Here is a 23207-nt window from a genome sequence, read left to right on the forward strand (position 1 = left end):
AATGGCGCGGTACGGGTACGCGGTGTGAACAGCATCCTCCTCCCGACTGAAAATTCAGTCAAGAGGAAGTTCGTGGCTTTGGAGCGCGGCCGGCGGACCGCTTCAGAGGAAGTACAGGCGGCTCAGCGACACCTGCTGCGCCGGCTCCGAGCGCATCGGCGCGCCGTCCAGGGTGACCAGGCCGGTGCGGGGGTCGACGTCCACCTGTCCGAGGCGGGCGTTGTGCAGCATGTCGGCGGGGCCGATGCCACGCGTGCCTCGTACAGCGACACGCCTGCGTCGCGTGGCCAGGGTGTCGTGCGGTGACCCGACCGAGCCGGATTCGGCCGCGGCGCGGCTGACGAAGGCGACGGAGAGATCGGCCGGCGCGGCGCCGTGCGCGCCGAACAGGGGCCCCAGGACCAAGGGTTCGCAGGTGTCGGTGGCGGCGTTCGGATCGCCCGTGACGCCGTAGGCGGGAAAGCCCGCCTTGAGGACCATCTGTGGTTTCGCGCCGAAGAACGGCGGCCGCCAGAGCACGATGTCGGCCAGCTTGCCGATCTCGATCGAGCCGACCTCGTGGGCGAGGCCGTGGGCGATGGCGGGATTGATGGTGAGCTTGGCTATGTAGCGCAGGACACGGGCGTTGTCGTCTCCCTCCCCATCGCCTTCGAGCGGCCCGAGTTCAGCCTTCATTTTCCCGGCCATGGCGAACGTGCGCCGGACGGTCTCCCCCGCACGGCCCATGCCCTGCGCGTCGGACGAAGTGATGCCGATCGCGCCGAGGTCGTGCAGCACGTCCTCGGCCCCCATCGTCCCGGCCCGGATCCGGTCGCGCGCCATGGCGGCGTCACCGGGGAGGTCCGTCTTGAGTGCGTGGACGGAGACGATCATCCCGTAGTGCTCGGCGATGGCGTCCCGCCCGAACGGCAGCGTCGGATTGGTGGAGGAGCCGATCACGTTCGGCACGCCCGCCATCTTCAGCACGTTCGGGACGTGCCCGCCGCCGCACCCCTCGATGTGGAAGGCATGGATCGTCCGGCCCTCCAGGACACGCAGGGTGTCCTCCACCGAGAGGCACTCGTTGAGGCCGTCGCTGTGCAGGGCGACCTGGACGTCGTGTGCTTCCGCGACGCGCAGCGCGGTGTCCAGGGCCCGGGTGTGGGCGCCCATGTCCTCATGGACCTTGAAGCCACAGGCGCCGCCCTCGGCCAGCGCCTCGACCAGGGGCGCCTCGTCGGAGGCGGATCCGCGGGCGAGGAAGCCGATGTTCACCGGCCAGGCGTCGAAGGCACTGAACCCGAGCTTCAGTGCCCAGGGGGAGTTCACGCCGACGCCCCAACTCGGCCCGATCTCCTGGCCGATGACCGTGGTGACACCGGAGGCCAGCGACGCCTCCATGATCCGCGGGGAGAGCAGGTGGACATGGGTGTCGATCGCCCCTGCGGTGGCGATGAGGCCCTCACCGGGGATCATCGTGGTGCCGGTGCCGACCACCACATCCACGCCGTCGAGTGTGTCGGGGTTGCCAGCGCGTCCGATCGCGTGGATGCGGCCCTCGCGGATCCCGATCGACACCTTCCGGATGCCGAGCACGGCGTCGATGACCAGAACATTGGTGATCACGACGTCGCAGGTCTCGCGGACGGCTGCGGCCTTGAGGTGCATGCCGTCGCGGGCGGTCTTGCCGAACCCGGCCAGGAACTCCTCGCCGTACGCCTGCGAGTCCGACTCCACCCGGACAACGAGCCCGGAGTCGCCGAGGCGGACGCGGTCCCCTGCGCGGGGGCCGTGCACGGTGGCGTATTCGTGCGGGTCGATGTGCCGGCTGCTGCCGGGCGCGCAGTGGCCGGCGTGTCCGGTGGGCCTGCTCATCGCTCCGTCTCCTTTGCTCCCAGGTAGCCGCATGCGACGGCGCGCTTCAGGGCCTCGGCCTTCGCGCCGGGTGCGTCCAGCGGTCCGTCGACCAGGCCCGCGAACCCGATCGCGATACGGTCCCCGCCCATCGGCGCGAGTCCGACTTCGATGACAGCGCCGGGGTCGAACCGGGTGGACGACCCGGCGGGAGCGGCGAGCCGCATGCCGTAGGCGGCGGCCCGGTCGAACTCCAGGCGCGGGTTCGCCTCGAAGAAGTGGAAGTGCGAGGTCACGCTGACCGGGACTTCGGACGTGTTGCGGACGCCCAGGGTGACCAGCGGCTCCGTCTCCGGCAGCGTCTGCGTGTGGGGCAGGACGGCCCCGGGGGCGCCGTCGTCGTGCTCCACCGCACCGAACGGGGCGCTGATGACGGCGAGTCGGGTGCCGTCCTCGAACACCGCCTCCACCTGGATCTCCGTCACCACGTCCGTGACGCCGGGGAGCACATCGTCAGACCCGAGGATGCTGCGGCCCCGGTCGAGGGCCTCCGCGAGATGGAGGCCGTCACGCGCGGCCTCGCACACCGTGTCGGCGATCAATGCAGTCGCCTCCGGTACGTTGAGCCGCAGTCCGCGCTCCAGGCGCGTCCGGGCCAGCTGAGCGGCCGTGAACAGCAGCAGCCGGTCGCGTTCGGTGGGCGTCAGAGGCATGCCGCCCCCTGCCCCAGGGGTCTGCGCACACGCATGTCCCGTTCCTTTCCTGAATGCGGGGGTGAGGTGTGCGGCTCACTGTGGCACTGACTGAAATATCAGTCAATAAAGTTGACGGTAGAGAGCGGTGCGGTCCCGCGAGCACGGACATGCGGCGAGGGAAGCGTTGGAACGAACGCGGGTGCCGAGCCGGCTACCGCACTGGGGAGCGCGAGCCGTCAGTCCCCCAGCCGAGCGATCTCGGCGTCGATGGCCTCACTCATCAGCGATCTGGCGTGTGCGATCTGGAGGGTGCCGCTGAGCCAGCGCATACTCAGGCCTTCAAGGAGCGCGGTGAGGCGCTCGGCGGTAGCCGTGAGGGCAACTGCGGGCGCCATCGGCCGGACCTGGCCGAGAAGGGCTGCCACCTCCTGCACCCACGTGAGGGTGGATCGCGCCAGGTCCTCGCGGAGAACCTCGTCGAACACGGCGCTGGCCCGCAACTCACCCCAGGCGCTGCTGTTCTCCCTGACCTCGACCGAGTCCTGGAGCTCGAGCAGCAGGGTCCGGTCCAGCACCTCGCGCGGGGTGAGCGGCTCGGCGCCCGGGTCGACTTCGGTCGTGTAGCGCTCGGCGCGGTCGCTGATGAACTCCAGCGTCTGACGCAGGATTCCCGTGCGGTCCTTGAAGTGGTAGTAGATCAATGCCGTGGACACGCCCGCTTCGGCAGCCAGCTCCTCCACGCGCAGGCCACGGACTCCGCGCCGGGCGATCACCCGGGCGGCGGCTTCGAGGATCTGAGTGCTGCGAGACGCCATGGCCCGAACCTTACCGGGCACCTCTCATCAGCGGCATCGCGCCCTGACGAATGGGGACGACGAGACTTCCGAGCACTCTCCACACTCTGGATCTGACTAAGTATTCAGTCAGAATGCGCTACTGTTGTTTCAGATCATCCGGAGGGACACACGTGGCGACGGACCGCCGAAAAGCCATCCTGGAGGGTGCCGCCCGAGTCATCGCTCGGCGAGGGGTACGCGGGCTGCGCATGGAGGAACTGGCGACCGAAGCCGGGGTGTCCACGGCGCTGCTCTACTACCACTTCAACGGTCGGGCCGGGATCCTGCATCACACCTTGGAGTTCATCAGCGACCGGGCCGACCGGTATACGTCCGGCGCGGAAGCTTCTGCCCAGCCGCGCGACGCCCGCCAGGAGCTGGAGCAGTCCCTCCTGCTCGAATTCCAGGATCTGCCCGAAGTCCGCGAGAACAGCACGGCTTGGGGTGAGCTACGGGCCAGCGCGATCTTCGAGCCCGATTTGCGCGCGGATGTAGCCCGCGCCACTCTCACCTGGATCCACGACGTGGCGCACCACCTGGGCCGCGTCCGGCCTGCAGCTCCCGCACCCGCTCTGACGGTGTCCGCGGAACGACTCACCGCCCTGGTGGAAGGGCTCAGCACCCGTTGGCTGAGTGGTGCACTGCCCCTGGCTCACGCTCGCGAGCTGATGCGGGACGCGGTCGCCGGCGAGCTCGAAAGGCTGGGCGACACGAAGACGTGTCCATCGTCTCGGTGCGAGTGATTCCCGGGGCACCTCATGCACCCTGTTCACGAGTGCGACCGTGATCACCTCTCCGCTTGAGGCGCCCTCCACATCACTCTGCCGGATCCCCCGACCCCGGCTGCACACGAATCGGAGACCACCATGTCCGCCCAGGCCCCTTCCCGCCGCTCGGCACTTCGCGTCATCGCCGGAATCGGCGCGCTGGCCCTCGGCACCTCGGCGTGCGGCACCGGCAACTCCGACGAAGCGGCCGACCCCACCATGGCCGGCCAGGCCGCGAGGAAGCAGGAGGGCGACCTGCGGATGCCCGCCGAGTGGGAAAGCCACGCCCGCACCTTCATGTCGTGGCCTGCACTCGAGTCCGTCTGGGAGGACGACCTCCCCTACGTACGCGAGGACATCGCACGCGTCGCACGGGCCATCGCGGAGCACGAGTACGTCGTCATGATGGCGCGGCCGGACCAACGGGCCGCCGCTCAAAGGGAGTGCGGCTCCGGCGTCGAAGTGATCGAACTCGCCGTTGACGACCTGTGGGCGCGCGACACCGTCCCGGTGTTCGTCGAGGAGGGCACCAAGGTCACCGGAGTCGACTTCAACTTCAATGGCTGGGGCGACAAACAGACCCACGACAACGACGCGCAAGTCGGCCGGCTCGTGCTGCAGAAGTACGGGTTGCCACGGGTCCAGGCGCCGCTCGTCTCCGAGGGCGGGTCCTTCGAGACGGACGGCGAGGGCACGCTCCTGATCACCGAGAGCTCGATCGTCAACGACAACCGCAACCCGGGCATGAGCCGCGCCGAGATCGAGACCGACCTCAAGAAACTCCTGGGCATGAAGAAGGTGATCTGGCTGAAGGGGGTGCGCGGCGAGGACATCACCGACGCCCACGTCGACAGCCTCGTCCGCTTCACCGCACCCGGCGTGATTCTCCTGGACCGCGCTTTTCCGGGCACGCCCGCCGATTCCTGGTCGCGTTCCTCGGACCAGGCCATGTCCGTGCTGAGCGAGGCAACCGACGCGCAGGGCCGTGAGTTCGAGATCATCGACCTCCCGCAGCCTGATCCCGACCTGATCACCGGGTACAGCGACGACTTCCTGTCCACCTACGCCAACTTCTACATCGGCAATGACGCTGTGTACATGCCCAAGTTCGGTGACAAGAAGGCCGACGACCGGGCACGCGGCATCCTTCAGGAGCACTTCCCCAAGCGGGACATCGTTCAGGTCAACATCGACACCGTCGCCACCGGTGGCGGCGGCATCCACTGCGCCACCCACGACCAGCCCGGCAAGCCGGTCGAGTAGCACGGTTCAAGGAGTCCCCGTGTCCGACACCCGCCGCAGACTCTTCGCGACCGTGCTGGCCTGTTTCGCGATCGCGGCAGCCATCACCCTGGGCGCCTGGCTTCAGTTCGGTGAACGCCAGGACCTGGACACGGTGTACACGGCAGGCAGTTCGGCCCCCGACCGAGTGGACATCAATGCCACGATCCAGCGCGTCGACGCCGCCGGACGGGAACTGATTCTGCGTGTCCTGGTCACCCCGCGAGGAAGGCTGGCCGAGGCAGGAGGCGTGTCACCCACCGAAGACCTGACGCTCCAGACGTCGACCTCCACCCGTGGTGATCTCTCCTTCACGGCACACAGCCGCATCGCAACCAAGGATCTGCCTGTCACGCTGACAGGCGGCTCGATCACCGACTACCCCTTCGACGCCTACGACGCTGCGATCGAGTTCAGCGCCACACAGGGCGGCGAGAAGGTACCCGTCCGGATGGTCCTCGCCAACAGCGACGCTCTGTACTCGGGCGCGGTGGACGCATCGGAGATCAACGGCGCCGCCGTCTTCGACGTCGGCCTGGCGCGCTCCGGCAGCGCGTTCGTCTTCGCGCTCTTCATGATGGCTGCAATGTGGGCACTCGCCGTCTCGGTCCTCATCGGAGCGTGGTACCTCGTTACGCGCAAGAAGGGACTCACCTGGCCCGCCCTCGGCTGGATGGCTGCCACACTGTTCGCCCTGTCGGCCTTCCGTAACGCCGCTCCCGGAACCCCGCCCATCGGGTGCCTCCTCGACTACATCGCCTTTCTCTGGGCCGAGGCCGTCATCGCCTTCTGTCTCATCACGGTGGCTGTCGCGGGCTTCAGGGCGGAACGCAACCCCGAAGTCACTCCCCCGTCGTAGGTCCCGAGCAGGTCCGCCGGGGTCTGCCCGCCGAGGCAGGTAGCAGGGGAACGAGGTGGCCGGTCACGCCGGGGAGAATGCCCTGCCGGTCAACGACGTCGTGCGGCAGCAAACCCGGACACGCCTGTTCAAGCGCCTTCGACGTGCCGGCTCATGACAACCGTCACGGGACCTTCGCCGGGCACCGCCTCGATGAGCCGCACGATGACGACGCTCTTCCCATCCGGGCTGCGTACGCAGAACGGTCGCTCGTCGGCCAGCTCGTCGTACAGGAGCTCCGTCACCGGCTCCCGCTCGATGCCCCGTACGCAGTCGGCAGGGCTCAGGACGTACCCGGCCGCCACGAAGGCATCGCTCTCCTCGGGCAGGACGAACTCGCCGTCGGCCACCTCCAGATACCACGGCGCGGTCTCGGCGGGGACGACCTTCCCGGCCGAGAGGTCGAACTCGTAGTCGGGGTCGGGGGCGGTGAGCTCGGCATCGGTGTAGTCGGGGACGTACACGGGCTCGGTGGACGGTGAGGTGGAGGGGCGCGATGGCGCGGAGGAGGGGTGAGGTGAGGGGGTGGGCCGACCGCCGGCGGTGCCGGAGGAGCCGCGTCCGGGGTCTTTTCGGAGTTCCAGGATGTAGTACGCCGTGCCGCCGGCGGCCACGAGAACCGCGGCCGCCAGCGTGGCCACGACCCACCGCCGTCGGCCGCGGCGGTGGGCCCGGCGTGGGCCGGAGTCGGCCAGGTCGCCGGCCTCGGGGGCGGGCCGGGCGACGGCAGTGGGTGTCGCGGGAACGGCGGCGAGAGTCGGCTGGGCGTGCACCTGTCCCCCGCTGCTGCCGCTGTCACGTCCCCATAGCCGGCCGTGGGCGGCGGTCTCGCTGCTGATTTCGCGCGGGAGCCAGCCGTCGGTGAACTCCGGACGTGCGCCCACCACGGGATGGGCGCGCACGGCGCCGATGAGGTCGCCCGGGAGCGGCCGGTCCTCGGGGCGCTTGGCAAGACACCACCGCAGCAGGTCATACAGATCCGGCGGAACCGTGGAGAGGTCCGGTTCCTCGTGGACCACCCGGTACAACGTTCCGGACTCGGGTCCGCCCCCGAACGGGAGCACGCCCCCGGCCACGTATGCGGCAAGCGCGCCGAGGGCGAAGACGTCGGTCGCCGGGGTCACCGCCAGGCCTTGCGCCTGCTCCGGCGCCATGTAGGCGGCGGTGCCGATGCGCAGCCCGGTGCCGGTCAGGTCAGTGGCATCGGCGGCGCGGGCGATGCCGAAGTCGATGACGCGGGGGCCGTCCTCGGCGATCAGTACGTTCGCGGGTTTGAGGTCCCGGTGCACGACCCCCGCCCGGTGGATGGCCTGGAGTGCTTCGGCGATGCCGGCCACGAGCAGCAGCACCGTGCGCGTCGGCAGCGGGCCATGGCGCGCGACGACCTGTTGCAGCGAGGGTCCGGGTACGTATGCGGTGGCGAGCCAGGGAGTGGGGGCTTCCACGCCCGAGTCCACCACCTGGGCGGTGAACAGGCCATGGATGCTGCGGGCGCTGGCCACCTCGTCGGCGAACCGGCGGCGGAACTCCGGGTCAGCGGCGAACTCGCCCCGCACCGCCTTCAGCGCGATGGGCCGCCCGCCCGGCGTATGGGCCAGGTACACGATCCCCATCCCTCCGGCGCCGAGCCTGGCGTGCAGACGGTAGCCGCCGATCTCGGCGGGATCGTCGGCCGACAGATGGGTGCGGGTGAAGTGCGCCCCGGGAGGCTGAGCGGACATTGCGGTGACTCTTTCGGCAAGAGGAGGAGGGGTCGGAGCAAGGGCCCGCCCCGTGATGAGCGGGTCGCTATCTGAAGTTTCAGTCAACATCGATCCACCAGGGGAATTCAACTGCACCAACATGATGGAACCGCCGCGTGCGAGACAAACCACTCCCACATTTTGACTGAATTTTCAGTCTGTGCCAGAGTCGAGTCAGCGACCGGTTTCCCCGCATGGCCCATGTCGGCACCCGTGGCGCGGCGTTCCTGCGCCTCGTCAGGCGTCACGCCATGCGGACGGATACGTTGACCCCACCACAATCGGAGCTCACCATGTCCCCCCTCCTCCCCACCCGCCGCTCAGCACTCCGCACCCTCGGCGGAATCGGCGCAGTCGTCCTGGGCGCATCGGCCTGCAACCCCGGCGACGATCTGGCCGGCGCATCCGGCAACCAGGACACGGCGGCGAAAGGACTGCGCATGGGCGCAGAGTGGGAGAGCCACGCGCGCACCTTCATGTCATGGCCCGCGTTGGATTCCGTATGGGGAGAAGACCTCCCCTACGTGCGGGCGGACATCGCGCGCATCGCCCGTGCCATCGCCGACTACGAGTACGTCGTGATGATGGCGAGGCCCGACCAGCAGAAGGCCGCCCAGAAGGCGTGCGGCCGGGACGTCGAGGTGATCCCGCTGGCCGTCGACGACCTGTGGGCCCGCGACACCGTGCCTGTCTTCGTGGAGCAGGACGGCAAGGTCGTCGGCGTCGACGTGAACTTCAACGGGTGGGGCGACAAGCAGACCCACGCCAACGACGGCAAGGTGGGCCGCACACTGCTCGCCGAGTACGACATCCCGCGCCGCCAGGCGCCCTTCATCGCCGAGGGCGGCTCCTTCGAGACCGACGGCGAGGGCACCCTCCTCATCACCGAGAGCTCGATCGTCAACGACAACCGCAACCGAGGAAAGAGCCGGGACCGGATCGAGGCCGAACTCAAGGAGAACCTGGGTGTCACGAAGGTCATCTGGCTCAAGGGCGTGCGCGGCCAGGACATCACCGATGCGCACGTGGACAGTCTCGTCCGCTTCACCGAACCCGGTGTGGTGCTCCTTGACCGGGCGCACCCCGACATGCCCGCCGACTCGTGGTCCCGCTCGGCCGATCAGGCGCAGACCGTCCTGAGCAAGGCGACGGACGCCAAGGGCCGCCCCTTCGAGATCATCGATCTGCCGCAGCCCGACCCGTACGCGATCACCGGCGAAGGCGACGATTTCCTGTCCACCTACGCCAACTTCTACATCGCCAACGACTCCGTCTTCATCCCCAAGTTCGGCGACCGCAAGGCCGACAAGCGCGCCAAGAGCATCCTCCAGGAGCACTTCCCCAAGCGCGACATCGTGCAGGTCGACATCGACACCGTCGCCTCCGGGGGCGGCGGCATCCACTGCGCCACCCACGACCAGCCCGGCAAACCGGTCGACTGACCCCGGCTTCCTCGCACGGTGCAACGGTTTCCAGGGAGCCGAACAAGCAGATCGCGGGCCCCTGGTCCGCCGGGCCGGCCCACGACTTGGACCAGCAGGTCGGGTGAGCGTGCACAGGAAGGGATCCTGAGCCACTACCCGTCGACGATCCCGAAGAGCTCCTCGCACCCCTTGAACCCGCTCACCGTCACGGGCGGACGCTCACTCAGGTGCCAGTCTTCGCGGGAGAGGCGGAACCTCTGGGACTCGACGACCTCGCCGTGCAGGACGTCACGGGTGATGCCGTCGGGGCGGTAGCCGAGTTTGCGGGACACGGAGATCGAGGAGAAGTTGTCGGTGAAGGACATCGAAGTCGCCGACACAGCGCCCATTTCCGCGAACGCGAGGTGCAGCATGGCGACGCGCATCTCGGTGCCAAGTCCCCTGCCCTGATGGTCAAGGCCGATCCACGAGCCCGAGATGAACTCTTGGCGGATGCCGAAATCCACGGCTCGCATGTCCTGAACACCCACGGGGCGGCCGTCGAAAAAGGCGACGAGTTCCAACGCCCAGTTCTGCGGCGTCCATCGACCCAGCCGGCTCCAGTGCATCTGTATGACGTGCCGTGCGCGCTCGGCCGGCGGCAGATCCGTCCAGGGGGTCAGGAAGGGCTTGGCAGTCGGCTCGTGTACGCCTCGTGCGGCGACATCGGCGAGCTCCGCCAGCTCGTCCTCGGAGGGGAGTCGCAACTCCAGACGCGGAGACCGTACGCGTAGGGCCTTCAACGGCCAGTGATCGATAAGCACGCGCGTCAGTCTGCACAGGTCGCGTCCGGGTCGCACCACCTTTTGCCGCTAGGCGACGCTCGTCCCCCGCACTCGCGGAATCCGCGACGAGCGGCGGCGCCCGCCTGCATGGGGCGCCGCTCGCCCGCCGTACGGATGAAGGGAGGGGAGGCGAGGCGAGGCGAGGACGGAGATGGTCAGGGCTGCAGCCACCACGGGCTCGTATACGCGACGCCGAAGTCGTTGCAGGCGTGGCCGGCCGGGCCGGGGGTGCCGTTGGGCAGCGAGGGGTCGGAGATGCGCAGGACCACCCAGTCGCCGTCGGCCGCGTTGAGCGGAACGGTGAGGTCCGCGACGGCGCCGTTCACCGTGTCGATGACCTCCACGACCGTCGGGACCTGCGTGCCGGGGCGGAGCACCTGGACCCGCAAGGGTTTGCCTTCCCAGTCCGGACCCCGGTCGATGTCGACGAGGAAGCGGACGTCGCCGGAGGCGAGGGGGATGGTGCTTCCCATCCGTACGCCGTTGGCCGTGGCATCGACGCGCAGCCCGGAGACCCGGGTCGCGAACGAGCGCCGCGCGCGCATCGCCTCGAAGACGGCGGTGCGGGTGTTCTCGGTGACCCACAGGCCGCTGCGGCCCTTGCCCTCGTGGAAGCCCCAGGTGGTGCCGTGCTCGTCGGTGACTCCGGTGAGGCCGGGCCGCCAGCCGGAGTTGAGGCAGACGCAGAGCGGTGATGCTTTGCCCGATGACCAGCCTTCGAAGAGGTAGTCGTCGGTGCGGTTGAACATTTCCAGGCCGACCATCTGCTCGAGCACGGAGGCCTTGAAGGCGAACTCGTTGAACCGGCCCGGCTCCCGGCCGGGGTGGTTGAAGCTCGCGAGGCTGCCGGGCCGGCCGGCCAGCCAGTTGTAGAGGTTGCCGGGGCCGGGGGCCCGCAACAGGTCGGCGAACTCGCCGGTGTTCCACACGTTGATGTGCCCTTCGAGCGGGCTCGACCACTCGAAGCCGCGCAGTGCCGTGAACTGTCCCGGGCTGTTGGCGGCGTCCGCGAGCTGCCCCTGGGTGTTCCACTCCCCCGAGCTCAGGCCGTCGATGGCGAACAGCGTCGCGTGGTCGGTCAGCGCCGCGACGTCCAGTCCGGCCTCCCGCATCGAGCCGAACGCGGCCTGGGCGGAGCCGTCGCCGTCGGACATCACGGTGTGGTTGTGCATGTCGGCGTGGACGAGCGTCGTGCCCTGTGTGAGCTTCGAGGTGCGCGAGGCCGCGAGGAGCGGCGCGGCGGAGCCGGCCGTGGTCGCGTGGGCGGCGCGAGCGCTGCCGGGCACGGCCGCCAGCATCAGGAGTCCGCCGGCCGAGGAGAGCAGGGCCCTGCGGCCGACTCTCTTGGGGTGGTCATGGCTCACCTGTCCATACGGCAGGGTGGTGTCGTCCGTACGGCCGTGGTCTTGGTCGTGCCCGTGGTCACATGCATGCGCGGGTAAGGAATTCATGGCGCGCAAGCTAGCGCGGGCATGCCAAGAAGGACACGGGTGGTGATGGACCGCAGGGGAACAGTTTCCGACGGCCGGTCCATCCGTCCGCCTCGGTCTAGAGTGGGCGGACCATGACGCGCTTTCGCGAGGCCGTCCGTGGCCTGCTCCGCGAGCGGGTCCTTGACGCCGCATACGAGCTGGTGACGACGGAGGGCTGGGGGCGGCTCCGGGTCGCTGCCGTGGCGCGGGCGGCGGGGGTGAGCCGGCAGACGGTCTACAACGAGTTCGGTTCGAACTCGAAGGACGCGATCGGCCTCGCCCTGGTGGAGCGCGAGGCCGAGCAGTTCCTGCTCGGGATCCAGCGGGAGCTGGACCAGCACCGCGACTCCCTCAACGCGGCGGCACGCGCGGGCGTCGGTTTCGTCCTGGGCCAGGCCGCGGACAACCCGCTCATCAAGTCCGTCCTCACTGCGGCGCGCGGTGGCGAGGACGATGACCTCCTCGCCTACCTGACGACTCGTTCCGAGCCGGTCTTCGACACCGCTACCGCCATGCTCGACGCCTACGCGTCCGACGCCTGGCCCGAGGTCGACGCGCACTCGCGCAGTCTCGCCGTCGAGACGATCGTCCGGCTCACGGTGAGCCACATCGTGCAGCCCGCCGCGTCGCCCGAGGAGTCTGCCCGCCGCATCGCGGCGATCACCACTCGGATCGCCTACCCGGCGCCGGTCGACGAGTCCTGATTCGCCGTCAACTCCGTTGGCTGCCACGGCCCTTCACCGCGGCGGCACGCCAGGACCGCACTGTGACCACTTCTTCACACCCTGACTGCACCGATCCCTACCCAAGCCATTGACGCCCTGCCGGGCCGGTGTCACTTTGCTGGACAGTAAGTGCCTCAAGTGTCCAAAGCCGTGAACGTGAGGAGATCGGCCGTGCCTTCGCACAGCGAGCCCGAAACCCTGCACGAGGCGCCGCCCTGGCGGGACCCGAAGCGCTACCTGTGGCTGATGGGCCTGATCGTGCCGTGCTTCCCCTTCCTCTCCTGGGGCCTGGTGGAACTCACCGGCCTGGGCGTCTTCTGGTGGAGCGGCGTGATCCTGCTCTACGTCCTCTTCCCGGTCATCGACCAGCTCATCGGCAAGGACTCCGCCAACCCGCCCGACAGCGCTCTCGCCCGACTCGAAGCGGACCGCTACTACCGCTGGTGCACGTACATGTACCTGCCGCTGCAGTACGCGGGCCTCGTCGCCGGCTGCGCGCTGCTCACCAGTGGCGAGCTTTCCCTGGCCGCCCGGATCGGTCTCACCGTCACCCTCGGCGGGGTCGCCGGCATCGGCATCAACACCGCGCACGAACTCGGCCACAAGAAGGAGTCCACGGAGCGCTGGCTCTCCCGCGTCGCCCTCGCGCAGACCTGCTACGGCCACTTCTACATCGAGCACAACCGCGGCCACCACGTCCGTGTCGCCACCCCCGACGACCCGGCCAGTGCCCGGCTCGGCGAGAGCTTCTGGCGCTTCCTGCCCCGCACCGTCACCGGCAGCCTCGCCTCCGCCTGGCGGCTGGAGAAACGCCGCCTGACCCGGCGCGGCGGTTCCCCGTGGACCTGGCGCAACGACATCCTCAGCGCCTGGGCCATGTCCGCCGTGCTCTTCGCCACGCTCGCCCTCGCCTTCGGGCCCGAGGTGCTGCCCTACCTCGTGGGCCAGGCCGTCTTCGGCTTCTGCCTGCTCGAGGTCATCAACTACACCGAGCACTACGGGCTGCTGCGCGAACGCACCGAGTCCGGCCGGTTCGAACGCTGCGCCCCCAAGCACAGCTGGAACAGCGACAACGTCGCCTCCAACGTCTTCCTCTATCACCTCCAGCGGCACAGCGACCACCACGCCAACCCCACCCGCCGATACCAGGCCCTGCGCCACTTTGAGGACGCCCCCGAACTGCCCACCGGCTACGCCGGGATGATCGTCCTCGCGTACTTCCCGCCGCTGTGGCGCCGCGTCATGGACCACCGGGTGCTCGCCCACTACGGCGGCGACGTCCGCCGCGCGAACCTCCAGCCCTCACGGCGCGGCGCCCTGCTCACTCGGTACGGCGCAGGCGAGCACCCCAAGGACACCCCGGGCGTCACCGCATGAGCCGCTACCGCTGCCCGTCCTGCGACTACCTCTACGACGAGGACACGGGCCACCCCCGCGAGGGCTTCCCTGCCGGCACCCTGTGGAAGGCGGTCCCCGACGACTGGGCCTGCCCCGACTGCGGCGTCCGCGAGAAGATCGACTTCGATCCGGTGGACGTCGCCTGACCTCGCACGCGGTCAGGCCTCCTGCACCCTGGTGGTGACCGGTGTCCCGGCCTCGATGGTGCGGCTGACCGTGCAGAGCCGGTCGTGGGAGGTCTTGATCGCTCTGGGCAGGATGGTGCGGGCCCGGTCGCCCGGTTCCCCGTCCGGGAAGGCCACGGTGAAGGCGGCTTCGAGGTCGGTCAGACGGTTGCCCTGGTCATCCTCGATCTTGTGTCCGCTCACCGTCACGCGGAACGTCACGGGTTCCGCGTGACGGCTCGTCGCGACGTCCACGTCGGCCGCGGTGCAGCCGCCGATCGCGGCCAGGAGCAGCTCGACCGGGGAGAAGCCGCCGCCCGAGCCGGTCCCGAAGTCGACGGTGTCGCCGCGGGAGTTGGTTGCGGTGAACCGGCCGGCGCCGGTCCGCTCGACGGCAACGGAACGCAGAGTGTCGGAAGTCATGGCGGCGAGCGTAGCCACGCGGCAATGCGGTGATCCGATGCCGCGCCTGGGCCGCGCCCCGGCGGGACACCGGGCACGCCTAACTGGGCGAGTCCACCTCGAGGTCGAGCAGGTCCGGGGTGGCGGGCAGAGAGGCGGGGCACGACGGTGCGTCCAGGTAGAAGAGTGCCGTCGAGGCGATGTCGTCGTGGTTGGCGCGGTAGCGGTGCGGCAGTCCGTTGCCGTGGCCGTGGGCGATGCCCAGGCACTGCACGGTGACGCGGAGGTCGTCCTGGAAGCGCACCGGGTCCAGTATGTGCCATCGGTACATCCCGAACCGCTGCTGGCTGGCGTAGCGGCCGTCCGGGCGCAGGATCTGGTGCAGGCCGAGATACGGCGTGGTGTACGCGGTGTAGCCCTGGCCGGGGACGTCGAAGTTCCAGGCGCCGCCGAAGTAGTCCTCCGTTCCGGTGCCGCAGATCGTCGGGAACTCGCCGTCGCCGTCCAGGAAGAACTTCATCTCGCCCTCGCCCCACCAGCCGGGGCTGTTGACGCCCCACGCCAGGTACGTGCCGACGTACGAGCCGCGTCCGGTGACGTCCTGCAGGAGCGTGTGGTCGACGCCGGTCGTGACCGGGTTGCTGCGGCGCCATTGGGCATGGAGGTAGGCGGCGTCGTCCGCGGTCCCGCCCAGCTCGTAGTCGATCTGGTAGTAGAGGGTGATCTGTTCGGCGGAGAGGTTCTCCAGGGTGATCCGCGCATGGCGCCGGAACGGCATCGGCCAGTACGCGTTGAGGCCGCCGTTGGGGTTCGCGGCGACGGGGACCGAGGAGACCTGGGAGAAGACGGCCCACCCGTTGCAGAAGAAGTCCCCGAGCGGCACCTCGACGGCCGGGGCCTCGGCATCGTCCCAGTACATGCGCAACAGCGTGGTGCGCCAGGCCGCATGGGGCGCGGTCGTGCACCAGATGTGCCGGATGGTGCCCGGTCCGTCGATCTCGCCGAGGACGGCTGTCTCACCGGCAGCGATGTCGATGCTCGGCGAGACCTTCCAGCCCCGCCCGAGCCGCCCGGCGGCTCGGGCCCCGGTGCCTTCCGTGGCCCGGCCTCCCCCGCCCTTGGCGCCGGTGAAGTTCTCCGCGCTGATGGACCGGGTCACGGCGCCACTGGTGCGGGCCAGGTCGTCCAGGCCGAAATGGGTGCTCATCCATACTCCTTGTGACATCGATTGCAGATCCGCGCGCTCATACGTCCCCGGCCGGCACATCCGCCTGTTCACGGTCCCCGCGGCGCACCTGGACCTCGTACGCATATCCGGGCGCCGTGCCCTCGTAATGGGCTGCCCGGAAGCCGTCCTCCGACGGGCGGATCACGAGGGTGCCGACCAGCGGACCGGCCACCACGGGCCAGCGGCCCGGCACCGGGTCGACGGTGATCGTCCGCGCCCGCGCGTCCACGACGGTCCGCGGCCAGGCGTGGGCCAGTCCGAAGGAGGCCATCGCGCGCACGTAGTGGCTGCCGCACTCCGTCTCGTCGAAGGGGTTGCGGCGACGGCCCGAATGGCGGGCGCGTGCGTCGGCGACGAGGTGCTCGGCCTGATCGTGCTCGCCCTGCAGGGCGAGGGTCACGGCGGCCGTGTACTCCAGGCCCGTCCAGACCTCGCTGCTGTACGGGAAGGGCCGGCGCGGACGCTCCCCGTGCGGATACGTGCAGTTGAGAAGACCGTGCTCGGACCCCAGGGCGTAGCCGCGCAGATGGTTCACGTGCGCATGGAAGTCGGTGCGGTGGTTGTACCGCACCACGCTGCGCATCGCCGTGGCCGTGTGCGCGGGATCGAGGCCGTCGTCGAGGCCGCTGAGGACGGCGAGGGCGTGGCCGGCGAGCTGGTCGCTCATGCAGCCCGCACCGATCTGGAAGTCGGGTGCGGCCAGGTCGTCGGAGCCGACATCGGGGCTGTCGCCCTCGTACCGAATACGCAGTCCTTCGGCGATCCGCTCGGCCGAACCCGGTGGCAGGACGCGCTGTTGGTAGTACTCGCCGTTGAACAGAGCGGCGTCGGTGCGTGCCGCTCCCGTGGCCCGCAGTTCCTCGCAGGTGTCGGCGAAGGCGTGCTCGCCGACCGCGCGCGCCATGACGGCGCAGGCCGCCAGCGCGGCGAGGTACCACGACTGGTTGATGCCGCTCGGACCGTAGTACTCGACGTCGGTGGTGCTGTGCTGGCAGCCCTCCATGACGCCGTCCTGGTCGGCGTCCCAGCCGAGCGGGATCCAGGCGAACTCCAGCGCCTTGCGTGCCCCGGGCCACAGCCGCGCAAGGAGGTCGTCACGGCCGGTGAGCCGCCAGGTCCGCAACAGCCGTACGAGGGCGCCCATCTGACCGTCGGCGGCGGCGATGCGCCAGCCGGTGCCGTTCGTCTCCAGCGGCAGGCCAGCGCGGAAGCTCATCAGCCCGCGCTCGTCGAGGGAGTGGACGAATTCCACCTCCCGCATCGTCCAGGCGAGCTCGGGAAAGAGCTGTTCCAGCGCGTACTGGTAGTTCCATACGTGGGTGCAACTGCCGTGGCAGCTCCCGTGGTCGGCGTTGCAGCCCTCCCAGCCGAGGAAGGTGCCGTCGGCGATCCGGAAGCAGGTCGGCGACTTGAGTACGGCGAGGTTGGACAGCACCGCGTCCTGGACGGCGGCGGGCAGGGTGGACGTGGTGATGGTCTCCACGAAGCGCCGGGTGGCGTCCTCGTAGCCGGCCAGGCGCGGTACGACGGTGCGTACGACGTCGGCGGCGTCGGTGAAACGGCCGGTGTAGTGGTTGCCGACGAGATCGTCGCTGTGGCCGAAGACGGGCGCGGGGCGGAAGTCGTGGCGCCAGCCGCGGCGGTTGGGGACGTGCCAGGCGATGAGAAAGGTGACGGTCGCGGTGGCGCCGGGCGCGAGTTCCTTGCTGACGACGAGGGAGCCGGTGGGCACCTTGGCTCCTTCGTCGGGTTCGTCCAGTGCACCGTCGGCGGCGAAGTCCTCCCAGAAATCAAGCAAGGAGTCGCCCCAGGAACGTTTGGCCCAGGTGCGACGGCTGCTGCTCACGGGGTCGCCGACGACGGCCAGGGCGAGACTCCCCCATGCCTCGTCATCCTCGGCCACCTCGGTGCAGTGCCCGTACAGCCCTGTGGCTCCGTCGGCGGTGAACGGGCGGAAGCGATTGCCGGCCGGCAGCTCCCCCGACCGCTGCCGGCCGACGACGTGTTGCACGGCGGCGCAGACGCTCGCGGTGACCGGCCGCGGCGACACGTTGGTGAGGCGCACCCGGTGGACGTGGACGGGCAGCCCACTGGCCTCGGCGTCGCCCGGCACCAGCGGGTTGTACGCCTGCACCGTGGCCTCCACGGGCAGCCCCGGGTCGGTGAGACGGACCTGACCGAAGGGGTACGCGGCGGCGAACTCGCCGGTGCGGAAACGGGGCAGTCCGTGCAGCGCGGACGGGCTGCCGTGCGGTCCTGCGTACTCGTGGTCGAGGAGTTCCGACTCCAGGACGCGTGTGTGTACCCCACTCGCGTCCGCGGTGCGCACACAGAAGAAGGACTGCGGGGTGAAGCCCTTGCCGGGGCGGTTGAACAGCTCCCAGTCCAGCAGTTGACCCCGTCCGCCAAGACTGATGCAGCCGGTGCCGATGCCGCCGACGGGCAGGGCGATCCGGGCGAGTTCGGCGCCCCGGTAGCGGCGTACGACGGGCCAGTCGGATTCTTCTGCTGTGGTCACTTGATCCCCGAGAGACGGACGCCGTTGACGATGAAGCGCTGGAAGACGAGGAACAGGACGAGCGTCGGCAGCGAGGCCAGCGTGGATCCGGCCATGAGCATCGCCCAGTCGTTGCCGCGCGTGGTGCGGTAGTCGGCGAGGAACTGCATGATCTGCGTCAGGTTCGGATCGCTGATGGTCAGCACCGGCCACACGTAGGAGTTCCAGAAGGCCAGGTAGAAGACGATCCCCATCACGACGAACGGGGCCGCCGACTGCGGCAGGAAGATCCTGGTGAAGATCTGCCAGCGCGACGCGCCGTCGATCAAGGCGGCTTCCTCCACGGACGTGGGGAAGCCCAGATAGAACTGCCGCAGGAAGAACATCTGCGCGGAGGCCGCGAGTCCGGGGACGATGAGCACCGCCATCGTGTTGAGCATGCCCAGCTTCGAGACCACGACGAACGAGGTCAGCAGGATCGCCATCATGGGGATGAACATGGGGGTGATGCAGTAGACCCACCACAGGCGTTTGCCGGTGAACTCGAGCCGTGCGAAGACGTATGCGGCCATCGAGTTCACCACCAGGCTGAGCACGGTGAAGATGAGCGCGCCCACGAAGGTGAGGATCATCGCCCGCATGAACTGCGCATCACCGGCGATCTCCCGGTAGTTCTCGAAACGCCACACTTCGGGGAAGAACTGGAACGGTGAACTCAGCACCTCTGTCTTCGTCTTGAAGCCGGCGATCGCCATCCAGGCCAGCGGGAAGAGGGTGCTGATGCCGATGACGGCGACGAACATCCCGGAGAACATGCGGCGGGAAGCTGAAATCTGCATGGAGGGCCCCTGGCGCTCAGCCGTCGATGGACTTCTCAGCCGTCGATGGACTTCTCGGACTTGAGGAAGCGGAAGATGAGCAAGGAGATCGCCCCCAGGACGACGAACAGCAGCAGCGCTGCCGTCAGTGAATAGCTCGTCGCATACGGGGTGGCGTCCCGGAAGCTGAAGAAGATGAACAGGTTGGGGGTGGTCGTCGACCCGACCGGCCCGCCCTCCGTCATGATCAAGGGGAGCTCCAGCTGCTGGATACCGGTCGCGGGCACGACGAGGCCGGTCACCGTGAGGTACAGGAGGATGTTCTTCAGGAGCGGCAGCGTGATCGACCAGGTGCACCGGAAGAAGCCGGCGCCGTCGAGCTGAGCGGATTCGTAGTAACTCTCCGGGATGTCCAGGAGGGCGGCCAGCAGGATCAGCGTGGTCAGGCCGAAGCTGAGCCACAGGCCGGGCACGGCGATGGCGGGCAGTGCGGTGTCGGCGTTCTCCAGCCAGCCCACGGGTTCGACGCCGAACAGGCCGAGCAGCCAGTTCACCACGCCCTCGTCCTGGTACATGAAGCGGAACAGCAGCGAGGCGATCACCACGGAGATCACGGCGGGCAGGTAGACCACGGTCTTGACGAAGGCCGCGGACCTGCGGCCCAGGGTCTTGATGAAGCTCGCGAGCAGCAGCGCGACGACCAGACCGCTGGGTACGACGAGCGCGGCGAAGTACAGGCCCTTCCCGACCGAGGACCAGAACTGCGGGTCGGCCAGCACGTACTTGTAGAACTTCATGCCGACAAACGTCGAGCCCTTGTAGAAGTTGATCTCGAAGAGGCTCAGATACACGGAGTACACCAGCGGCCAGAAGACGAAGACGCCGAGCAGGCCCACCATGGGGGCGAGCATCAGATACGCGGTGGCGTTGTCCTTGCGGCGGGTGCGCCCGCTGCGCCGCCCGGCGGGACGGGCGGGGCGGGTGGGCCTTCTGGTCTGCGCCGCCCGTGGTTTGGTGATCGACATCGCGGGTCTCCTCCGGGAGAGGCGGCGCCGGGACGCGGTGTCCCGGCGCCGTCGCGGGGCTACTTGGGGGCCGTCCCCGCCAGCGACTGCTTCTTGATGGCCTCGTTGATGGCCTTGTCGGCGGTCTTCAGGGCGTCGGGGATGCTCTGTTTGCCCTTCATCGCCGCTTCGATGGCCTTGCCGAGCGCGAGCGAGACCTCCCAGGGGTGCGCCGCTTCCGGCTTGCTGTACGGGACGACCTGCTCCGAGATGACCTTCATGAACGGGTCGGCCGTGGCATCCGGATCCGACGCCAGTGCCTCGTCCACCGACGTACGTGTCGTGTACTTCGAGTAGCCCGTGGCCTTGAAGAAGTCCGTCATGATGGCCGGGTCACCGGCGACCAGGAACTTGATGAAATCGGCGGCCTCCGCCTTGGCCTGCGATTTGGCGTCCACGGTCATGGTCCAGCCGCCGAGTGTCGCCGTGGTCTTCTCCGGATCCCCGTCGACGGAGGGGAACGGTGCGACGGCCGTCTTCTTCACCATGCCGGCGAACTCGTTCTTGAGCTGGCCCAGGGAGAAGGACCCGCCGGCCGACATCGCCACGTCTCCCTGGCCGTACGGGGCGATGTCCCCGTAACCGACCTTGGGCTGCTTGGGCACCAGGCCCTGGGAGTACAGGTCGCGGTAGAGGCCGGCCAGTTTCTCGAAGCACGGTTCGGTGGCACGGGCCTTGGACCAGTCGTCGGATATGGGCAGATGGCCGCAGGCGTTGTACTGCAGGCCCCAGCTCGTCCAGCCCAGATCCGCCTCCGTGGAGGCGATCGACATGCCCTTGACCTTGCCCTTGGTCAGCTTCTTCGCCCAGGTGAGCAACTCGGCCCAGGTGGTAGGCGGTTTCGCCGGGTCGAGACCGGCGGCCGTCACCAGGTCGGTGCGGTAGTAGAGGACCGTGGACGGTTCCACGAGGAACGGGTAGGCGTACGTCTTGCCCTCGACGCTCACGTAGTCCCGTACGTTCTCCTTGATGTCGCTCATGGCCTTCGCCGGGAGCAGGTCGTCCAGCGGCGCGAAGCGGCCTTCGCGGGTGCCGGGCACGATGCCGTTGTACGCGGTGGTCGACACGTCCGGCTGCCTGCCTGCGGCCTGGGCGGCCTTCAGCTTCTGCTCCCAGGTGTCGCCGGGGACCACCTGGATCCTGACCTTCACCTTGTCCTGGGAGGCGTTGTACTTGTCGACCTGCTTCTTGAACCACTTCTGCTGGTAGTCCTCGTACTTGAACTGCCAGAAGTCGACGACGGTCCGTCCGCCCTCGGTCTCCTTGGCCCCGCCGCTGTCGCAGCCGGCCAGGACCATGACACAGGCCATGGCCGCCGCGGCCAGTGCGGCCGTTCTCCGTCGCCCGATGAACACGATCTCTCCTTTGGGATGTCCGGCGTCACTTCACGTCCACGTCGCCGCAGAGGTGCACGGCGAGACCGAGTTCGGCGAAAAGGGCGGCCTTGGCGAGCAGCGCCCGGTCGGCGGCCTCCGCGTCGGGGGCGTAGGCCACCTGCACGTGGTTGGCCTTGTGCCGTGCCATCAGCTGGTCGCGGCCGACCCCGTGCAGCACCGCGTGCATGATCGGCCACTGCGGAGTGGTCGCGTCGAGCCGGCGCTGCGTCTCCTCCTCGGGCAGTCCGACGACGTGCCCGCGGCCGAGGTCCACGTGCAGGGCACCGCCCGTCAGGAAGACACGGGACCATACGATCTCGCCCGGCTTGGACACGCCGCTGAGGGTGCCGCCGCCCAGCGGGAAGTACATCGGCGGCTGGCGCATGCTCCAGCTGCGGTCGTAGCCGCCGTTGTGCGCGGCCGGGACCGAGCCGGAGATCTCGAAGACCCACACGAACTCGCCGTCGTACTCCTCGCCCCACCGGATGTCGTGCAGGGTGGTGGCGGGGTCCAGGCCCATGGCGGTCCAGATCCGGTTGGTGACGAGCGCGTCCACGGCGACGCCCTCGTCCACCTCGTTGAAATGGGGCAGCGGCCGGCCCGGGTACAGCTCGCGTGAGCCGTCGCGGCTGTGCACGGGCGGCCGTTCGGTGTCGTTGAGCAGGCCCTCGGCGAGGTCGCTGGCCGGGACGGTGTCCTTGAGGCCCTGCTGGTACTGGATGCCGACCGCGTCGAGTCCGAAGTCATCGCTGATGCGCAGCGCCGCGATATACATCTTGAACTGGCTGGTCAGCTGGGCCTCGGTGAGCTCGGTGGCGTCGTCGGTGCCGAGGTGGAAGGTGAAACCGCGCGCGTCCAGCCAGCTGCGTACGGCGGCGGCCTCCTCGTCCGGGACCCGGTCCATCTCGGCGACCAGGGCGCTCTGCGAGAGGCGCTCCTTGTAGATGCCGAGGGGGTTGAGCAGTTCGTCGTCGATGATCGCGTTGTACATGCCCATGCAGCCCTCGTCGAAGACGCCGATGATGGCTTTGTCGTCGCGCAGGTGGCGGGCGAGGGCCGCGCCGAGTTCCACCTCGGGCCGGGCGGCGTCGAGTGCGGGCAGCTCACGGACGTGGGACTGATCGTGCTCGAGCACGCCGGTCTCCAGCCAGCGGCTCAGTCCTGCGCGGGCCCAGTCGTCGGTGAAGTCGGTGCTCCACAAGGTCGAATGGGGCACACCGGCCTTGGTCAGGCTCGCGCCGAGGCCCAGCAGGCCGACGAGACCGGGGTGCGCGCCGGACCAGTTGGCGACGACGAGGATCGGGCCGCGGTGGCTGCGCAGACCGGCGAGCACGTGGTGGCTGTACTGCCAGACGGCGGTGACGACGATCAGCGGGGCGTCCGGCGGCAGGGATTTGAACACCTCGATGCCGCGCCGCTGGCTGTCGATGAATCCGTGCTGGGCGTCGGGGTCGGCCTCGTGGCCGCGCCGTACGGACCAGCCGAGCGAGGTGACGGCTGCCGTGAGGTCGGCCTCGAGTCCCTCCTGCGCCGGCCAGCATGCGATGTTCGCGCCGGGCCGCAGATCGCCGCTGGCGACGGTGTACACGGTGCGCGGCAGCGCCTGCGGTCGCTGGGTGGGTGGGGGCAGCGTGTAGGTGGGCAAGGGGCTTCCTCTCCCATCGAGGCGGCGGGTGTTGCACCCCGCCGCGGCGGCCGATCCGAGGGTCGAGCTGTGGATGGTGGCGTGGAATCTGGCAGAAATCGATTTCACCGTCAAGCCC

The 23207-nt window shown here is 69.1% G+C and carries 20 protein-coding genes; 7 read left to right on the plus strand and 13 right to left on the minus strand.

Going from position 1 to position 23207, the window contains the following annotated elements; translation table 11 throughout:
• Positions 1-102: 102 nt before the first annotated feature.
• From ACIBI4_RS00105 to ACIBI4_RS00115, 3 genes are all read right to left on the minus strand, one after another.
• Positions 103-1854, minus strand: coding sequence for an urease subunit alpha (locus tag ACIBI4_RS00105; protein ID WP_399201195.1), 1752 nt, complete (start codon positions 1852-1854; stop codon positions 103-105).
• Complete coding sequence (gene ureA, locus ACIBI4_RS00110) at positions 1851-2546, minus strand: urease subunit gamma (RefSeq protein ID WP_399201196.1); 696 nt, start codon at positions 2544-2546, stop codon at positions 1851-1853. Before ureA ends, ACIBI4_RS00105 begins: the two co-directional genes overlap by 4 nt.
• A gap of 218 nt (positions 2547-2764) precedes the next feature.
• Positions 2765-3343: a TetR/AcrR family transcriptional regulator gene (locus ACIBI4_RS00115; protein ID WP_399201197.1), complete on the minus strand. Its 579-nt coding sequence runs from the start codon at positions 3341-3343 to the stop codon at positions 2765-2767.
• 113 nt (positions 3344-3456) lie between these two features.
• On the opposite strand from ACIBI4_RS00115, the gene ACIBI4_RS00120 reads away from it, so the two are divergent.
• The 3 genes from ACIBI4_RS00120 to ACIBI4_RS00130 all read left to right on the plus strand — a co-directional run bounded on the left by ACIBI4_RS00120 (position 3457) and on the right by ACIBI4_RS00130 (position 6271).
• Positions 3457-4107, plus strand: a complete 651-nt coding sequence (locus tag ACIBI4_RS00120) for a TetR/AcrR family transcriptional regulator (RefSeq protein ID WP_399201198.1) — start codon at positions 3457-3459, stop codon at positions 4105-4107.
• A gap of 123 nt (positions 4108-4230) precedes the next feature.
• A complete protein-coding gene (locus tag ACIBI4_RS00125) occupies positions 4231-5394 on the plus strand; it encodes an agmatine deiminase family protein (protein WP_399201199.1) in 1164 nt (387 codons plus the stop codon).
• A gap of 19 nt (positions 5395-5413) precedes the next feature.
• Positions 5414-6271, plus strand: a complete 858-nt coding sequence (locus tag ACIBI4_RS00130) for a DUF4436 domain-containing protein (RefSeq protein WP_399201200.1) — start codon at positions 5414-5416, stop codon at positions 6269-6271.
• A gap of 128 nt (positions 6272-6399) precedes the next feature.
• On the opposite strand, the gene ACIBI4_RS00135 is transcribed toward ACIBI4_RS00130, so the two are convergent.
• Positions 6400-8031 carry a serine/threonine-protein kinase gene (locus ACIBI4_RS00135; RefSeq protein WP_399201201.1) on the minus strand — a complete coding sequence of 544 codons (1632 nt, stop codon included), beginning with the start codon at positions 8029-8031 and terminating at the stop codon, positions 6400-6402.
• A gap of 314 nt (positions 8032-8345) precedes the next feature.
• Here ACIBI4_RS00135 and ACIBI4_RS00140 point away from each other — a divergent pair, with 314 nt between their 5' ends.
• Positions 8346-9494 carry an agmatine/peptidylarginine deiminase gene (locus ACIBI4_RS00140; protein ID WP_399201202.1) on the plus strand — a complete coding sequence of 383 codons (1149 nt, stop codon included), beginning with the start codon at positions 8346-8348 and terminating at the stop codon, positions 9492-9494.
• A 134-nt stretch (positions 9495-9628) separates the two neighbouring features.
• On the opposite strand, the gene ACIBI4_RS00145 is transcribed toward ACIBI4_RS00140, so the two are convergent.
• Both ACIBI4_RS00145 and ACIBI4_RS00150 read right to left on the minus strand, forming a co-directional pair.
• On the minus strand, positions 9629-10279 hold the full coding sequence (locus ACIBI4_RS00145; protein ID WP_399201203.1) for a GNAT family N-acetyltransferase: 651 nt from the start codon (positions 10277-10279) through the stop codon (positions 9629-9631).
• A gap of 176 nt (positions 10280-10455) precedes the next feature.
• Complete coding sequence (locus ACIBI4_RS00150) at positions 10456-11751, minus strand: CehA/McbA family metallohydrolase (RefSeq protein WP_399201204.1); 1296 nt, start codon at positions 11749-11751, stop codon at positions 10456-10458.
• Positions 11752-11864: 113 nt separating this feature from the next.
• Here ACIBI4_RS00150 and ACIBI4_RS00155 point away from each other — a divergent pair, with 113 nt between their 5' ends.
• From ACIBI4_RS00155 to ACIBI4_RS00165, 3 genes are all read left to right on the plus strand, one after another.
• Positions 11865-12476: a TetR family transcriptional regulator gene (locus ACIBI4_RS00155; protein WP_399201205.1), complete on the plus strand. Its 612-nt coding sequence runs from the start codon at positions 11865-11867 to the stop codon at positions 12474-12476.
• A gap of 192 nt (positions 12477-12668) precedes the next feature.
• Entirely contained in the window at positions 12669-13874 is a 1206-nt protein-coding gene (locus tag ACIBI4_RS00160) for an alkane 1-monooxygenase (protein WP_399201206.1), read from the plus strand.
• The gene (locus ACIBI4_RS00165) at positions 13871-14041 is read left to right on the plus strand and encodes a rubredoxin (RefSeq protein ID WP_399201207.1); all 171 of its coding nucleotides are present in this window, start codon (positions 13871-13873) and stop codon (positions 14039-14041) included. Before ACIBI4_RS00160 ends, ACIBI4_RS00165 begins: the two co-directional genes overlap by 4 nt.
• Positions 14042-14053: 12 nt before the next feature.
• Here the strand turns inward: ACIBI4_RS00165 and ACIBI4_RS00170 are convergent, their stop codons facing one another.
• The 7 genes from ACIBI4_RS00170 to ACIBI4_RS00200 all read right to left on the minus strand — a co-directional run bounded on the left by ACIBI4_RS00170 (position 14054) and on the right by ACIBI4_RS00200 (position 23089).
• Positions 14054-14482: an OsmC family protein gene (locus ACIBI4_RS00170; RefSeq protein WP_399201208.1), complete on the minus strand. Its 429-nt coding sequence runs from the start codon at positions 14480-14482 to the stop codon at positions 14054-14056.
• Positions 14483-14561: 79 nt separating this feature from the next.
• Positions 14562-15668, minus strand: coding sequence for a glycoside hydrolase family 172 protein (locus ACIBI4_RS00175; protein WP_399201209.1), 1107 nt, complete (start codon positions 15666-15668; stop codon positions 14562-14564).
• Positions 15669-15705: 37 nt separating this feature from the next.
• Entirely contained in the window at positions 15706-18207 is a 2502-nt protein-coding gene (locus ACIBI4_RS00180) for a GH116 family glycosyl-hydrolase (protein ID WP_399201210.1), read from the minus strand.
• On the minus strand, positions 18204-19025 hold the full coding sequence (locus ACIBI4_RS00185; RefSeq protein WP_399201211.1) for a carbohydrate ABC transporter permease: 822 nt from the start codon (positions 19023-19025) through the stop codon (positions 18204-18206). Before ACIBI4_RS00185 ends, ACIBI4_RS00180 begins: the two co-directional genes overlap by 4 nt.
• Before the next feature lie 35 nt (positions 19026-19060).
• A complete protein-coding gene (locus tag ACIBI4_RS00190; protein ID WP_399201212.1) occupies positions 19061-20029 on the minus strand; it encodes a carbohydrate ABC transporter permease in 969 nt (322 codons plus the stop codon).
• Between the two features lie 59 nt (positions 20030-20088).
• Entirely contained in the window at positions 20089-21423 is a 1335-nt protein-coding gene (locus tag ACIBI4_RS00195; protein WP_399201213.1) for an extracellular solute-binding protein, read from the minus strand.
• A 25-nt stretch (positions 21424-21448) separates the two neighbouring features.
• Positions 21449-23089 carry a fucose isomerase gene (locus ACIBI4_RS00200; protein ID WP_399201214.1) on the minus strand — a complete coding sequence of 547 codons (1641 nt, stop codon included), beginning with the start codon at positions 23087-23089 and terminating at the stop codon, positions 21449-21451.
• Positions 23090-23207: the final 118 nt, after the last annotated feature.

This window comes from Streptomyces sp. NPDC050418, assembly GCF_044458745.1.
Classification (GTDB): Bacteria; Actinomycetota; Actinomycetes; order Streptomycetales; family Streptomycetaceae; genus Streptomyces.